Origin of the sequence: Pelosinus sp. UFO1 (genome assembly GCF_000725345.1) — a bacterium.
Taxonomy (GTDB): Bacteria; Bacillota; Negativicutes; order DSM-13327; family DSM-13327; genus Pelosinus.
This window is the reverse complement of sequence record NZ_CP008852.1, coordinates 1,872,086-1,886,987: the sequence shown is the minus strand read 5'-3', so window position 1 is coordinate 1,886,987 and position 14,902 is coordinate 1,872,086. Positions and strand designations below refer to the sequence as shown.

18 protein-coding genes are annotated in these 14,902 nt (G+C 37.3%); all 18 read right to left on the bottom strand.

Annotated features, from left to right (window positions below):
• Positions 1-2 precede the first annotated feature (2 nt).
• The 18 genes from UFO1_RS08655 to UFO1_RS08570 all read right to left on the bottom strand — a co-directional run bounded on the left by UFO1_RS08655 (position 3) and on the right by UFO1_RS08570 (position 14,760).
• Positions 3-1,046, bottom strand: coding sequence for a major capsid protein (locus UFO1_RS08655; RefSeq protein WP_038670052.1), 1,044 nt, complete (start codon positions 1,044-1,046; stop codon positions 3-5).
• 14 nt (positions 1,047-1,060) lie between these two features.
• On the bottom strand, positions 1,061-1,432 hold the full coding sequence (locus UFO1_RS08650) for a head decoration protein (RefSeq protein WP_038670051.1): 372 nt from the start codon (positions 1,430-1,432) through the stop codon (positions 1,061-1,063).
• Positions 1,432-2,535, bottom strand: coding sequence for a head maturation protease, ClpP-related (locus UFO1_RS08645; RefSeq protein WP_051788868.1), 1,104 nt, complete (start codon positions 2,533-2,535; stop codon positions 1,432-1,434). The genes UFO1_RS08650 and UFO1_RS08645 overlap by 1 nt, the downstream gene beginning before the upstream one ends.
• Positions 2,522-4,099 carry a phage portal protein gene (locus tag UFO1_RS08640; RefSeq protein ID WP_038670050.1) on the bottom strand — a complete coding sequence of 526 codons (1,578 nt, stop codon included), beginning with the start codon at positions 4,097-4,099 and terminating at the stop codon, positions 2,522-2,524. Before UFO1_RS08640 ends, UFO1_RS08645 begins: the two co-directional genes overlap by 14 nt.
• Positions 4,092-4,313, bottom strand: a complete 222-nt coding sequence (locus UFO1_RS08635) for a DUF6148 family protein (RefSeq protein WP_038670049.1) — start codon at positions 4,311-4,313, stop codon at positions 4,092-4,094. Before UFO1_RS08635 ends, UFO1_RS08640 begins: the two co-directional genes overlap by 8 nt.
• Positions 4,314-4,328: 15 nt before the next feature.
• Complete coding sequence (locus UFO1_RS08630) at positions 4,329-6,218, bottom strand: phage terminase large subunit family protein (protein WP_071841997.1); 1,890 nt, start codon at positions 6,216-6,218, stop codon at positions 4,329-4,331.
• Positions 6,193-6,732: a hypothetical protein gene (locus UFO1_RS08625; RefSeq protein ID WP_038670048.1), complete on the bottom strand. Its 540-nt coding sequence runs from the start codon at positions 6,730-6,732 to the stop codon at positions 6,193-6,195. The genes UFO1_RS08630 and UFO1_RS08625 overlap by 26 nt, the downstream gene beginning before the upstream one ends.
• Before the next feature lie 196 nt (positions 6,733-6,928).
• Positions 6,929-7,270, bottom strand: a complete 342-nt coding sequence (locus tag UFO1_RS08620; RefSeq protein ID WP_144390875.1) for a hypothetical protein — start codon at positions 7,268-7,270, stop codon at positions 6,929-6,931.
• 25 nt (positions 7,271-7,295) lie between these two features.
• A complete protein-coding gene (locus tag UFO1_RS24035) occupies positions 7,296-8,189 on the bottom strand; it encodes a hypothetical protein (RefSeq protein WP_051788866.1) in 894 nt (297 codons plus the stop codon).
• A gap of 166 nt (positions 8,190-8,355) precedes the next feature.
• The gene (locus UFO1_RS08610) at positions 8,356-9,288 is read right to left on the bottom strand and encodes a hypothetical protein (RefSeq protein ID WP_038670046.1); all 933 of its coding nucleotides are present in this window, start codon (positions 9,286-9,288) and stop codon (positions 8,356-8,358) included.
• Between the two features lie 132 nt (positions 9,289-9,420).
• On the bottom strand, positions 9,421-10,005 hold the full coding sequence (locus tag UFO1_RS08605) for a hypothetical protein (protein WP_038670045.1): 585 nt from the start codon (positions 10,003-10,005) through the stop codon (positions 9,421-9,423).
• Positions 10,006-10,175: 170 nt separating this feature from the next.
• Positions 10,176-10,868 carry a hypothetical protein gene (locus UFO1_RS08600; protein WP_038670044.1) on the bottom strand — a complete coding sequence of 231 codons (693 nt, stop codon included), beginning with the start codon at positions 10,866-10,868 and terminating at the stop codon, positions 10,176-10,178.
• 731 nt (positions 10,869-11,599) lie between these two features.
• On the bottom strand, positions 11,600-11,944 hold the full coding sequence (locus UFO1_RS08595; protein ID WP_038670043.1) for a hypothetical protein: 345 nt from the start codon (positions 11,942-11,944) through the stop codon (positions 11,600-11,602).
• Positions 11,945-12,063: 119 nt separating this feature from the next.
• The gene (locus tag UFO1_RS08590) at positions 12,064-12,738 is read right to left on the bottom strand and encodes a DUF4145 domain-containing protein (protein ID WP_144390873.1); all 675 of its coding nucleotides are present in this window, start codon (positions 12,736-12,738) and stop codon (positions 12,064-12,066) included.
• Positions 12,739-12,817: 79 nt separating this feature from the next.
• Positions 12,818-13,219: a YjcQ family protein gene (locus tag UFO1_RS08585; RefSeq protein ID WP_038670041.1), complete on the bottom strand. Its 402-nt coding sequence runs from the start codon at positions 13,217-13,219 to the stop codon at positions 12,818-12,820.
• 52 nt (positions 13,220-13,271) lie between these two features.
• On the bottom strand, positions 13,272-13,484 hold the full coding sequence (locus tag UFO1_RS08580) for a hypothetical protein (RefSeq protein WP_038670040.1): 213 nt from the start codon (positions 13,482-13,484) through the stop codon (positions 13,272-13,274).
• A 163-nt stretch (positions 13,485-13,647) separates the two neighbouring features.
• Positions 13,648-14,004 carry a hypothetical protein gene (locus tag UFO1_RS08575; RefSeq protein ID WP_038670039.1) on the bottom strand — a complete coding sequence of 119 codons (357 nt, stop codon included), beginning with the start codon at positions 14,002-14,004 and terminating at the stop codon, positions 13,648-13,650.
• Positions 14,005-14,181: 177 nt separating this feature from the next.
• A complete protein-coding gene (locus UFO1_RS08570; RefSeq protein WP_038670038.1) occupies positions 14,182-14,760 on the bottom strand; it encodes a hypothetical protein in 579 nt (192 codons plus the stop codon).
• Positions 14,761-14,902: the final 142 nt, after the last annotated feature.

The window sequence follows — 14,902 nt, the reverse complement described above, 5'->3', positions numbered from 1 at the left end:
TCCTACAAAACGGTACCAACAAACCAACTATCAACCATAGTTGGGATTGGCAATGGGCGTGACTGCAAAGCTAAATAACGAGCAGATGGTTTTTCTTGCATCCAAGTTTTAGGCACACGAGGTAAATTAAATGTTCCGCGATTAACATCTGTTATGCTCGCGTATGCCATTGTAAAACCAGTTGCATTACTATCATTACTTGCCATAATTACAGTACCAGATGGTATGAGTGGTTTTTCTTCGTTATCGGTAGGATCAATATACCATTCTTCGTAACTGTAAATATCAAGACCAATTTCATTGATTCGGCAAATAAAAGTCGTTCCATCTGGATCTTTCTCTCTTGGAGCGATTGTAGCAAGATTAGCCGTAGGGGTATTAAACAGTTTAACAATTTCAGGATGTTCTAAGAATGCATCAGCAGCATCAGTATCCATAATAACATGTGTAGGAGTAAAACCAGCTTTCGCTAATGCTCGCTTCCAACGTTTTAAGTCTTTGATTGGATTACCTGTATAATCACTTGCTTTATAACTCCACTTGGCTTTAGCCGCTGTCAACGTTTCTTTATTGGTAAAGCTAAAATCAATTAATTGGTCAATTCCTTCGCCAACCACGGGAATTTTACCAGTACATAGTGCTTGTGCTACCATCCATTCTTCGCGGCGAGCAATCATATCCTCAAAACTGTTTAATTTATTGAGAATTAATACTGCTAGACGATCATCAGGGGAGTTTCCAGAATAAATATTTTCACCAGGAAGTCGAGTTTGCAAGTCCTCACCTGTAAAGGGATAATCAGGAGCAATCATTGGTGGTTTGTAAGTCTGAGTAGTAAATCCATCCGTTCCTACAGTGGTACTGCCAATACGCTGAGACACGAATGGGGCCAACGTTCTTTTTCCTTTCACTAGGTCAATATCAATTGTAGCGGTAATGATTGGGTTTACCTTTGAGAAAAAAGTATTAAGTAAAAACCTCTTTGAAGGTTTTACTAGTTTTACAACACCTAACAAGGTACGAGTTTGAAATAAATCGATAGCCATTTATATATTCCTCCTTATACTACTTTTTTAATGAAAATACCTATTTTACGTAAAGCAGATTTATGGGTTGCTTGCGTATCAGTGCCACCAAAAATAAGAGCATCACTGTTAAATTCACCAGTTAGATATACAGGTGCTACCGTATCCGCAGAAGTTGCATCAACATCTTGCGATAAAATTGCATAAGCTGTTTCACTACCGTCAGTTTTACTAGAGTCAACTTTAACAGCTTTTCCACTAGTAGTGATCACTCCCAGCACTGTTCCCCGCTTATAACTATTACCACTCGCAGTCGTCAGCGCATCAGTGACAATCGGGAACGTACCAGCGACAATTAAATTGTCATACGTCATTGATGTAGTAGTTATCGCTAGATTTTCATTCATTAAATTTCACCAGCCTTTACCATATTTGCTAAGCGATCAAGCAGCCCCGTTACTTCCTTTTCTTCACTCGCTTTGGCTTCATTTTCAGGAGCAGCTGCACTTGGAACTTCATTTGCCTTTGAATCATTCACATCTTCTGTTCTGTTTTTCAGGTATTCGGTTCCCTCTTTCTTTTGAGCAGCAATAATTTGCATAGCCACTTGCTCCGCAGTAGCCCCAGTTTCATAACGGGCCTTATTTACGATGTCCTCAAATCCACCAATTTGCACCTCGTCGAGGGCTTTCATTCTATTGCGTTCTTTGGTTACGCCCATAGCAGTAATTTCGTTATATAGATCAGGGAATTTCGATTGCAATTCTTTTAAATCCAAAATATTTTCCTCCTTGTTATTTGGTTTTTCATTGGTGTCCATAGTACTGTTTGCAATGTTTAGCGGTACGTTATCAAACGACTCCAAGTTAAAGGCCATGCCTGCAATATTGAGAACTTTACCAGATAGGTTTGACGTAATTGGCGTACTGCCTTCGACTTCATCAGCAAAACCAATATCAACTGCATTTTGAGCCGTTAGCCAGGTTGTCGCATCCATTAATGCTATAATTTCATCTTTGGTTTTATTTGTTTTTCTTGAAGTGTACGTAGCGACTAGTGATTCTTTAATTTTATCTAGAAAATCAGCAGTATCTCGCATCTCACTTGCCTCGTAAGACCCATACATAGTAACTAACGGGTTATGTATCATCATCATTGTACCTGGTGGCATGACGATTTTATTGCCAGCCATCGCTATAATGGATGCAATACTAGCAGCTAGACCATCAATATACACTGTCACATTTGCAGGATGCTGTTTGAGCATGTTATAGATTGCTTGTCCACTAAATACCGATCCTCCTGGCGAATTAATATGTACATTAATTTGGCTAACATTACTTGCCGATTGCAGAGCATCTTGTATTTGTTTCGGAGTGACTACCCCCTCATTCCACCAAGATGAATCAACAACGGGACCATAAATATTAATATCAATGGATTTTTGCGTTGCATTGGTCACAAGTGGTATTGAATTAAGCACGGATCGATTTTTCTTAATCTTCCTCACCCCCTTTCACCTCATTGTTCATTTGTTGGGGAGCAGCCATCTCAACGGTTACCAAGCCACCTTCACGCATCATTCTTTCCTCCCTCACACGTTGGCGGTAATTCTGATTCCAGTCGCCGCCAGTTAGTTCTGCTGTCTCACGTTGCCTTGTACTAAAACCTTCCTGTACTTTTATTTTAGATGCATTGGCTTCTTTAACAGGATCAAGTTGTCCAGCCGTAGGCCCATTCCACTCTGCATTACAATATGCTTTCCTAACAGCTAAATCATTAAAGAATCCAGGAGCTTTTACGCGACCTTTTGCAACTGCCTCAGATAGCCATTCCTCATAAATCGGCTGATTAAAATCACTAGATAGCCAATCTCTTTGGCGTCGAAAAAATTTCCATGCTTCGAGCAGTGCGGCTCTACTGGCTGAATAACTAGCCGTGAAATGTTTTACTAGTAATTCCATGGGTATTTCAAGAGCAGCTCCTATTTGCCGTAATATGGATGTGACAAATGGATCGAATAGAGCGTTTGGCCTTCCGGGATTAATAGGTTCTATTTTTTCCCCAGGGGCTAACTCAATCATGGTCCCATTACCAAGTTTTATATCATTTCGCACATCATCTTCAACGGAGGTTCCTGATACAATACCTGGCAAGTGATCTTCGCCAATATCTGGCCCTTCAGGGCTTTCTGATGTAATAGCTACAGTGAACAATCCTGAAATTACTGCGGCCATTAATTCGGCTTCACTGTATCTGCCTAATTGTTTTAATGCTTCAATGACGGGAGATAACATAGGATTGCCGCGCCGATGACCAGGACGTTCCATTTCAAGCAAATGTATGACATTCCTGCGTCCGGTACGGGTCCCAAACGCCTGCACTTTAGTCCATGTATTCGCCTTTTGGTTTAATAAACTAAGAGGATGGTATTTAGCAATATGATAAGCAACCGGCTCCCCATAATCCCCGACTTCAATCCCAGCTAAAACTTTGTCATCGCTTAACACGTTATAAGGATTACATACGCGGTCAGCTTCAACCAATTGAACCCTAAGGTCATAAATATTATTTTTACGCGGAATTACTGGTAATAGTGCAAATACATCACCTGACATAAGAGCAGACAAAAACGCTAACTGCTGTAATTGATAAAAATTAAGCATCCTAGCAGCATCACAATCTTTGTTCTCAGCCCACAAAGCAAACTCACGACTAACATTTTTTTCCCACTCGTCAGCCTGATCTGCACTTAGTCCCAAAAAATCTGCATCAATTTGCGGATTTAACTTAAGGCCAGACCCAACGACATTGGTTTTATCTGTTTTAAGAGCACCACATGCAATCGGATTACCCATGTATAAATCTCTTGCTCTTGGTCTGAGTACGTCGAGATTTAGAGTAATATCATCATCAGGACTACCCGCACTATGTGACCAGCCAATCATTGATTTTTTAGTGCCACTCGCCCCGTGGTGAGAGTATCCCGTATTAATTGCATCCATTTTTTTGCGGGCTACAGCTCGCTTTAATGCAGTTTCCGGTGCAAAATAACTTATTAATCTATCAATCATATGGAATCACTCGCCTAGTTTTTTTTCGCCCTGATCCTTGTGCCTTAATTAATTCTCTTGACCAAAAACTGATTCGCTCTTTTACTTCGGACGCATCGGATCTTTGCAAAAGTCTTGTTCCTATACGGTACTCTTTTCCCGTTGTTAACGCCAAATCAGCTTCTAGCCATGCGTCTAAATGCTGCTTTGCTTGTTCTACTGTGTATAGCCCCATTTTTTTACCTCCTAACTAAACAGAAACGCCTGAGTTAAGTACTCGGCGTTTCCTAGATTGCTGTATTTTCTTTGGTGTTACATTTCTTTCATTGCGAATTTTATCTAATATTTCAAGACTCGGATTTAATATTTCTAAGGCTGCTGTAGCGTAATTTCGAATATCAAGAGCCTCATTTCTTGCTCCTGAAGGCTTAACCCATATATAACGTGGTTTTCCTTTTATATATTTTAGCTCCCTTTTCTCTACTGTTAAGGACTTGAAATACTTAAGGTCATAACCTTTTATTGCTGCTCCATTTTCAGACATTGGGTAAAGACAGAAACCATGTTCTTCTTCTGACTCTAATTTCAATCTGGAATAAACTGCCTCTTTCCCTGCATCTACGCCCAATGTAAATAGCGGTGTTTTATATCTATTATTCCTCGATGGTCTGCCAACTATCGGAATACCAGGACCACCTTTACCTTTAATAGCAAAGACTCGACGTTGCTCTCGTGGCTTACAAAATTTATATACTTCAGATGTAGCATGACCACCACTATCTATGCATGTACATGAGATGTTTAATTTACTGCCATCCGCATAGGACCACTGTTTGGATAACCATTTATCTAAATCGTCCCATACTGCTTGTTGGCGTGGATCTCCATGAAATACTCCATATTCAATCCCCCAACTGTTTTTATTTAATCCCCATCCAACACATTCATACTCAAGACGATCATCTTGTGTATCTACGGCGGCTGTTAGGACTAAAACACCTTCTGGCAAACTTGCTTCATACACTGTTCGGCGATTTTCATACAATATTTCATGATCTACGCTTTCTCCTTCTTCACCAAACGTTTCTCCAAGAATCGTATTAATAAATGATTTTAACCTTTTTTTGTTCTTGTTAATCTTGGTCCATAACTCTGCAATCTCAGCCCACGAAAACCATCCTAGCGGACTATATAAGGTAGATATATGATAACTCCTACGTATAGAACTCGCATTCTCTGGCACTGTCATTCGCCATTTTCCATGCTGCAACATGTACGGTTTATGATGTTCCTCTATAACTGAGCCACAATCAGGACAACCCATGTGGGCTTCTTTAGGAATACTTTTACCATTTTCATCTTTAGGAATAATAAAATTAGCCCATTCCAATGCATGCATATGACCGCACTCAGGACATGGGACGAAATATTTACGCTGATCGCCTTCTTCATAATCATTTTCAATTCGTGAAATACCTTTGACTAATGGAGTTGAAACTTTTAAAACTTTGCGCCGATTAAAGGTTCTTGTTCTGGCCATTACTAAGTCAACTGGATCGCCCTCGCCTTCTACATCATCCTTATATGCATCAACCTCATCTAGAAAAAGATTCTTTGCTGGCATGGAGCGTAACCCCGCAGCACTATTTGCACCAGTTATTACTAAGAGTCCGTTAGGAAATTCTTTAGTTAGTACTGTGTTATCACCATCACGTGACCGAGATGGCTTTATTTTATTAGATAGCACAGGGCAAGCTGTTATCATTGGCGATATCCGTTGTTTAGAATATTTTTTTGCTAGATCTATGGTTGGCTGCACTATCATAGTAGGCCCAGGTTCCTGATCAATTATATATCCTATCCAATTATTGCCTGATTCTGACCCAGATAACTGAGCCCCTTTCATTAGACAAACATTTTGTACCAAACTATTTGCAGATAAACAGTCCATTATCTCCCGCATGTAAGGTACACGGTCTGTCCTCCAAGGACCAGGCTCCGAACTAGATGATGATTGAAGTATTCTATTTTTATCTGCCCATTCTGAAACAGTCAATTGCGGTGGTGGAGCGAATCCTCTTGCAATGTTCTTAATTAGGTTTAGAGTTTTTTTGCTATTCGAGTTCGTGTGCTTCGCCATCTGCCACCGCTTCCACGTACTCACGACTGCGCCGTTTATACGGCTCTGGATCGTAGTCAGATAATGTTTCAAGGGCTAAGTATATTTCATCTTGAATAATGGCACGAACAATATCAATATCTTTTTGGGCAATCATCTTAGGAGATAGCTTTGCAGGAATATCTAATAGTCGTGATCTTACAGTAGCAACCATATTGCCTACGATAAATTTAACATCGTCAGCTTTGTGCAATTCGCCATCCATTAACTGCAGTAACCGTTCCGCCTTTTTTCGCTGAGCTCGCGTTAGGAGGGTTTTTTCTATCTGTAAATTTGCCTCTCCTTCATTACTAGCTGCAGCGCTATCCTTTATCCAGACAACATATTTTTGTACAGTAATCGGCAAATCATATGTCCCACGAGATACTTGCTCTAATGGAATTTCTTTCGTGAGTTGTTGCACTCTCCTTGACGTTACGCCAATAATTTCTGCCAGCAATGAAGTTGATACTGTATTTCGCATTTTGTCAGTCATAAAAACACCTCCCAACGCTTATTTTTTCTTATGTCTACTGCTATTCTCATTTAGGAATAATGCGAAAGCGAAATGGATAAAAACGGTCTGCGGCTAGCGAAATTTTGGGGCTCGCTAGACCCGTAAGACATTTATGCCCCTGGGAGTACCTTAGGTAATCTTCATATCTCAATTCCCAACCCACTTTTCACCGCGCTTATATCCTTCTGATTCGTTCACAATCAGACACTCGCCCTTTCACGAAGTCACGACAGCGATCACGATTAGGACAGTCGCTAGTACAGGGACGGACTGGAATCTCGTCGCTAGTGAGGTAGGATTTACGCTTGTTGGCTGCTAATTCACGTTTGGTCTGCGCTAGTTCATGCTGCTGATTTGCGATCAGTGCGTTATGAGCTTCTTCTGATGGTACAGTTATTAACTGGGAATTATCTAGAACTGGTGGAGGTGACATTGATTTAACTTCTGCTAGAAATTCATTGTCAAATTCACCTCTTATATCTTTTGCCATAACTATGTCACCTCCTTCCAATAGCAAAAAAAAGAAGCAGCAATAAGCTACTTCACTCTATTTCTAAGTTGTTTTCAATCATATATTTTTTTACAAGATTATAAATAGGCACTGCATTAGTTTCTAGTGGGATTTTAATTATAAGTTTACAGCTATTAATATTATACTCCAAGCTCACTTGTATCCAAGGGCAAGATTTAGTAAGTATATCTTCCAAACCTTCCAATATTTCGGGAACAATATCAGGTGCTTGTATAGTAAATTCTATTATCTGAAAACTAGCATCGAGTTTCTGAGCATTTATTTTCATCAGATTTCTATGCCTAGCTCTTTCATGCAAATCAATATCTCTAATGTTATCTTCTCTAGAAAGCTTAGTTTTTAAATCTTCAATAGCTTTTAAGACAAATCTTAAGGGATCGCTAATTTCAATACTTTTCATTATAGATTTTGCTTGGATTGCATCATATACTGGATTACTTGGTTCAGATTCAGCCAAAGCAGCTTGAATATATTTTTTTAATTCTGGTTTAAATTCTTGTATCCCTAACATATCATCAATATAAAAAAGTGTTCTTTCAGGTGCAATATCAAAAGGTAGCTTGGTATTTTGATCGCAAATATGAACTATTGGTTTTCTAGCAGCATGCCTTATACCAAGCTCATACATCACATTAGGATTAAGCCCAGTAAGATTAGCAATCACTAAATCATTATCAATTATCTTATTAATAACACTCTTTGTTATTGACCCCGATTCGGATAGTTGATGTGGAATATCTGCTTGAAAATTTAACTCTTCTAGTATTGGAATTATACCTGATTGTATTACACCATCTGCAGCTCTTCTTATATCCGAGTGATTCGGACCAACTGGCGTTATAATAAAGCATTTCTTTTTTTCTTGTTCCTTTAATCCGACTTCATTATCAGCGTTACTACCCAAAATAATACACCGCCTAAATAATATTTACTAGCTAAATCCCAACTTCTCCACCATCGCCCTCAACTCCTGCTCCTGTCTGAATGTAGATTATCAGTTACACCTTTCTTTAGAATAAAAAGAAAAGAGCCCAAAGGCTCTTATTCTATTGTTTAATGCAAACCCATTGTTAACCGGGTTTGCTTTTCAGTAATTCGGATAACCACTGAATCTTAACCGCAAGCCCACTTGCTATTAAACCTCCGGTTACTCCTTCTAATATGTTTCTTGCACTCGCCCAGCATTCTCTCAAAACGCCAATTTTAGGATTAGAAGATTTAAGTTGAGAAAACATCGTTTGCAATTCAACCCCTAAATCCTCTTTCTGACTACCCTCCACCCCTAAAGTATCAAGTTTAGTCAATATGTCTTGAACTGTTTCCTTAATTTTCTCAAAATCCACCTGTTCTACAGTTAATGACTGTGTAGATCCCTGGGTCTGTTGCTGGATTTGAGAATTTTGAACTGGTGCATAGAAATAATTAACAGTGCTGTACCTAGGCAAAGCAGCAGCCTCTTTTTCTTTGTCTGAGAACACGATACCATCTCCCAAAATTCCATCTTCTCCAAGTTGGAGCGCCCATTTTAGTAAAGTATTCCTAACAGCATCAACAATTCCCTCTATCTGATAAATTTGAAGATGTAACACAAATCGATAGTCCGAGGAACATCCGCACATCTCCTGCAACTTTAATTGCATCCCACCTGGAAATACAACTTCAAAACTTCCACCATCTTCTTTCTGTTTTTTCGACATTGCTTCTAGTTCTGATACTGAGTAAAACATAGGTCGTGTAGTTATTGTTTTTTCTAAGTCTCCGTTTGAAATGCCTACTGGACGAGTACCTGTATATGGATTGCTAAAATATAAAAGTCCTTGCAACTTCCTATACTCCGGCAAATACTCCATTGACTTATATCCATCCAGTTCATTAATTATCCAATTTTCAAATTCGCTTAGTTTTAATTTTTTAGCAATAAGTAATCCTTTTCGTAATAAGTCCGTCAATCGGCTGTTTGACATAATTATCTCATTCTGAAATTCTAATACAATTGATGGCATACTATCACTTCCTACTCTGCTGATTAACTAAAATTAACTTCTCCACCACAGCCTGCATTTCCTGTTCGCTGGCTGAGTGTAATATTCAATTACTTCTGTTTTTAAGTTAAAAAGAAAGAGCCCTTACGGCTCTTATATTATTTCTATCTCTAAAACATACATTGTTTCTACTCTATAGATAAACTGAACCAATCTAATGATCTTTTTACTAAAAACACTACGGACAAACGTCCTAGAATGCATCAAATTTAATTTTTCACATGGTTGAATTCCTTTGTATATACCAGTAACCTCGATTTTCATATGCTTAAGCAAAGGATTTCTTCTTTTATTACTAATAAATCCATAAATTATTTGGTTAGTATCGGTGTAAAATTTTTCACCCTTATAATTTTCAATGTCATTTATATCAGTAAACAAAGTAATTAGTTTTATTAAGCTTCTATATCCTTCTGATATGCTATTATTATCCCGAATGGCTTGTAGCTCTTGAAATGAAATGGACATAGAAAGTTGACTAAAAAGTCTGCTTTTAATTAGTGCTTTGTTGATAGGGGTAAACATTCTTCGGGCACTACAAATTAATCTCATAACTATATAATCCAAAAAGGTTAGTTTCGATAATATAGAAAATAGGGAAATGACAAATTCAATAAGCATAAACAAAATTGCCTTTAGCATTAGCATACACTTTTTTAAGGTTTTTTCATAAATCAAATAATCAACTCCTTTTTTATTTGATTTATTCTACAAAAAAAATACATTTACCTACTACAAAATCATAACTTTATTTAACTAAACCTCAACTTTTCCACTGCTACCAGTAGCTATTATTCACCTAATCATCCTTACACCTGTCTATAGGATCATAAGAAAAGATCCCGAAATTAAACTTTATCGTTCACCCATTTATTGAATATCATAATTACAGTACGTTGCATTTCCTCAATTGGCATATAACTTTCAGGCTTGGGATCACGGCCTGGCATTCTAGCATGGCGAGCTTGTTCTCCCTGTAGCTTAGAATGATTAATATTACTGCATAAATCATTTAAGATTGTTTTATCGATATAGCCACGCTTATGAACTTCATCATGCCCACCGCAGTCAGTTCGAATTATCTCATATATTTTATACATATCAAAAATTGATGGATGTCCTAAACAAAAGTATCTTAAACACTCTAAAATTACAGGCACATTTTTAGCTGCACTGATAAGATTCTTTGCAGCTAGTGATAAATCCTCACTTGGTGCTTTGACTATAGTTGCCCTAGCACTAATAAAGCTACTTCCAGACCCGCGTTGCATCCCAGGAGTGCGATTTACTGTTCCGAGAGAAATACCAAATGGTCCACCATAAATAACAGCAGAAATGCCATGAAGCAAATCTAGCAGTTCTTGCCCTTTTTTATATGATTCGACGTCAGATGACATTGCCTGAAGTTCTGGTGATGTTATGTAATAACTTTGCGCATCTTTAACAATCTCAATATTACCTTCGCCAGCAAACTCTTTATACTGCTCGATTCTTCCCGAATCACCTTTAAGTTCAATGTACATTGAATCTGTATTTAACAAAATATTCGCCTCCTAATCTGTAATTAGCTAAACCCCAGCTTCTCCACCACAGCCTGCATCTCCTGCTCACCTAGTTGAGTATAGATCATAGTCGCCTCAATCTTAGCATGACCGGCTAACTTCGCTACCAATTCAATAAACACCCCTTTACTGACTAAGTCGTGACAGTATGTTATGCCCTTCTTCTATCAGCCAAACACAAACGGATTCAATTGCTGCCAGTGCAGTATTAATACTAGCAGGCTTTAGCTTCCTTACCTCCTGCGAATAAGTTCGATACTCAACGGCATCAATCGAAGTTATCTCTTAGGATCACCTGTACCACCGTTATTTTTAAACCATTCCATAAGTTTATTAAGCTGTGAACGATAATTTTTAGGTGTTTGCTCACTCTTACCACCAATTGCCTTCAATACAGATGGTAATCACTAAACATGCCATCAGCCATTATACGACAAGATTTTATATGGATAATCAACCCATAAACGCCTATTATATATAGTTAATTATATTAACCCCATCGTATAATGTATATTATATATCTAGACTTGTTTTATCGTAAAAACAGTCTCAAAGGCAGGCGGGTAATGGCGCGAGCGCGTATAGTTAATCACCATTTCTGCCTATATGTATGGTGTACCTCCTTAGTTTTAGGTAAAAGAAAAACGCCACCGAAGTGACGCTATTTTTATTTTATAAAATATAATAAATAATATCTTATCATTTCGGTTTTAGCGGTTTGTATCATAAGTATGGTACCAAAATAAGGATTCGCTTATGGCGATTAAATTATATGTTTTTGACTCTAAATTCTCCAACTCATGTTGGATATTAGGAAGATGTACTGCAACACTCCCACCATTACCGTTGTCTTTAAAAAAAAGATTTAAAGTAGCTTTTATGCCACTATCAAAACCCAAACCATCAAAAACATGAAACCTCTCAGTCCGTTTTATATCGATAGGAGGAAGCGAAAACTTATTCTTCTTTTGACCTATTTCATTGATAGCATCTGTGTAATTATGGCCATTTTTAAATTCTACAGCAATTGTTACAACAGCTATTCTATTTCCCATAAAGCATATCTCCTTTATCCTTTTACCATTTTATACACAGTTCTACAAAAGGAAGTATTATCCTGCAGAATATAATAAAGCGCCTCGTAGTTGGGACGCTTAGAGCATACAACCCTTATTTATGGCATTTCACTTCGAAATTTTTCGGTAAAAATTTCATTCATAATCCAATTAACTGTTAACTGAATTAACATTTTTAAATCCTGCAAATCTTTATTATCCCAACGTCGAACATAATGTGTTTCGTCATTACCTACCCAAGCAGCACGTTCTGCACAGAACTTTATATTTACATCAGATATATATGTGTTTATACAAGGAGATAGCATTTTTGTTTTTATATCATTTTCATTATCAGGATTATTTTCTATAAGATAATCTTTTATTAGAAACTCAAGGGCTTTACGATATCCAGGTCCACAAATTTCTAACAAACCAAACGTTTCAGCATTATAAGCTTCGTTATATATTTTAACAAATTGCGGTGATAAATCGCTTATTTCTTTTTGAAAATTACTAACAACAAATTTTTGTGGCTCAATCTTTTGCAAGTAATATTGACCGCTATTATATTCGTATGTCGCAACTATGATCTCCTTACATTTTTGATTAGGGCAAGAATAAACTACTTGCAGATAAAATATTGATTCAATCTTTATATGTTTACTAATAATATGTTTTACCGAAATACTTGATTGACAATGTGGGCATATTTCGGGAATCTTGTCTGCCTCTTGATTGCTTCCGTCCGGATCCTTTACAGTAGGTATGATAACCATCTCCCTTTTTACCATTTCCTACATACTTCGGCAAAAGGTAATATTATCCTTTAAAATATCAGAAAAAGCGCCCCGTAGGACGCTTAGTAATATTTTAAATACCCGCATGGGATTTAATTACTTCCGATAAAACCTTTGAACCAATATCTTTAAGTTGCTCCCATCCCCATTCAGTAGAACGATCTATAACGACCTTTACTTTTTCTTTATTACTTAAAGATGGTTGGATGTTTAATTTAGTTTCAACGTAATTTATCCCATAGCTGCTCATTTTTGCATGATGAATTATTACTTGTTTTGGAATACTACGATATCCGCCTTTAAGAATATTTAATCCATTAACTAACCCCTCATTATCTAATTTATCTAAGGCAATTTTAAATATATCGTGATCAATCCCTAAATTACTAGATGTAATTGATGCCATATCTGGTATATCTTTTTGATACTCAGTGTAAATTGCTATTAGTACTTTTTGTTTAGTATCTAATTCCATAAAACACACTTCCTTTTTACCAAATTTATACACATTTCGGCAAAAGGTAATATTATCCTCTAGAAGTTCTTAGCTCCTGAACCTCAAGATCAATTAATTTCTTTATACCTTGATATTGTTTGTCCCGCCCTTCTAACTCCGCTTTACCCATAATCAATAATACTTCTGCTTGTTCTAGTAGAGAAGCTTGTTCTATCACATATAGTTCGTTTTCAGCCATAGCCTTTACAATAGTTGCTACTTTAAAATCCTTATGCATCACCATAGCTTTAGCTAGTGCTTTCTTATAGTTTCATTCTGCTGATTTAAAGCCGACTTCATAACCACCCACAACTTTAGACACCCTTGCTTCTTCATAATTTACAACTTAAATTAAATAGTGTGGTGCTTCTAGGTCCTCTGATATATATTCAGGTAACATCTTAGGGTCATACGTCATTTTTCATCACCCGCCGATATTCTCTAAATCTCCATGCCTTCTGAACGACCTCTTGAATAACCTCTAATGGCTTACCCTCACGCCTTGCTATAATTTCAAATAATTCATCGTCAGTAATCTCGCCCCTGTGATCAGCACCATGACACCCCATACTCATAGATGCAGGTCCACATAGTTTTAAACAATTTTCCTTAATATCCGGTCCACTACATCCTTTACCTTTTACATGAGCCACTTCTAAATTATAAAAGCCATTTGACATCCTGCCGCATTTTTCGCAGTGGTCAATGGCTTTTACTTTTTTCATCCCTTTTGGGTCTACTACTCTTTTCTTTTTTTCTAACATCCTTGGGCACCGTCCTATCTCTGCACCTTGCAGACTTAGTATGCAAGGTTGCTCTTATGCAATCATTGCTTATATTACAGGCGCAGGTTGTGAAGCAAATCATGGTTTCACCTCAATTCCATATGGTAAATTACAAAAAATAAAAAGAGTGAAGATTTCTCTTCACTCCCATTCTTCTTAATTACTTAATTGAGTTAAAGTAAATCGAGGTTGAGCACAACCGGGATGTGTTTGATCTACGCCACCAAGAGGAGAAGATAAAACATTAAGCGCCCCACCTGATGATTGATACACGTAAGCTTTCAGTACATCACCTTTTTTAAGTCTACCTACATATTGTACGGGAAGGTAACTATAATATAGCTGAGGTGCCGCTAGTAGATCTTGGTTTGCTATAAAAGAACCATTTTTAGTAATTCCAATATATCTTACACCTGTTGCATTTATTTCAAAACAAACAGATGCCTCGATTAAATACAGTCCATCTGCATCTACTGTAAAGCCTGTTTGATCGCTATTACAGATTTGCGCTGAATCATATTCCTTCTTCCCCCATGTAACATTTGTCCAAGCAATATTAGGTATCGATAAATCAGCAGACATATTCACTCCACATTGAGACATACTTACACTTTGCATTGGAATAACACTCGGATCAAATTTACCGTCATTGCCTAAAAATGCAAGTTTACCAATATCCTTTTTACCTTCTGACACTACAATGATTTCTTCTGTGATATTTACTGTTCTAGACATTTAAACATCTCCTTTAATTATTTTTAAATCCAATATAGCTAAAGAACTCTTATTATTAATTTTGTGTTTCCTGTATATCGGTTTCACTGATATACATTCTTGTGATAATGATATTTAAACGGGGAAGTATAATTGGGCATAA

Coding starts and splice junctions, on each gene's coding strand:
- UFO1_RS08580 (WP_038670040.1), bottom strand. CDS start 13,484: ATGGTGATGCATAAGGATTTTAAAGTAGCAACTATTGTAAAGGCTATG.
- UFO1_RS08610 (WP_038670046.1), bottom strand. CDS start 9,288: ATGCCATCAATTGTATTAGAATTTCAGAATGAGATAATTATGTCAAAC.
- UFO1_RS08570 (WP_038670038.1), bottom strand. CDS start 14,760: ATGTCTAGAACAGTAAATATCACAGAAGAAATCATTGTAGTGTCAGAA.
- UFO1_RS08655 (WP_038670052.1), bottom strand. CDS start 1,046: ATGGCTATCGATTTATTTCAAACTCGTACCTTGTTAGGTGTTGTAAAA.
- UFO1_RS08575 (WP_038670039.1), bottom strand. CDS start 14,004: ATGTTAGAAAAAAAGAAAAGAGTAGTAGACCCAAAAGGGATGAAAAAA.
- UFO1_RS08625 (WP_038670048.1), bottom strand. CDS start 6,732: ATGACTGACAAAATGCGAAATACAGTATCAACTTCATTGCTGGCAGAA.
- UFO1_RS08640 (WP_038670050.1), bottom strand. CDS start 4,099: ATGATTGATAGATTAATAAGTTATTTTGCACCGGAAACTGCATTAAAG.
- UFO1_RS08650 (WP_038670051.1), bottom strand. CDS start 1,432: ATGAATGAAAATCTAGCGATAACTACTACATCAATGACGTATGACAAT.
- UFO1_RS08635 (WP_038670049.1), bottom strand. CDS start 4,313: ATGGGGCTATACACAGTAGAACAAGCAAAGCAGCATTTAGACGCATGG.
- UFO1_RS08590 (WP_144390873.1), bottom strand. CDS start 12,738: ATGGTAAAAAGGGAGATGGTTATCATACCTACTGTAAAGGATCCGGAC.
- UFO1_RS08585 (WP_038670041.1), bottom strand. CDS start 13,219: ATGGAATTAGATACTAAACAAAAAGTACTAATAGCAATTTACACTGAG.
- UFO1_RS08595 (WP_038670043.1), bottom strand. CDS start 11,944: ATGGGAAATAGAATAGCTGTTGTAACAATTGCTGTAGAATTTAAAAAT.
- UFO1_RS08630 (WP_071841997.1), bottom strand. CDS start 6,218: ATGGCGAAGCACACGAACTCGAATAGCAAAAAAACTCTAAACCTAATT.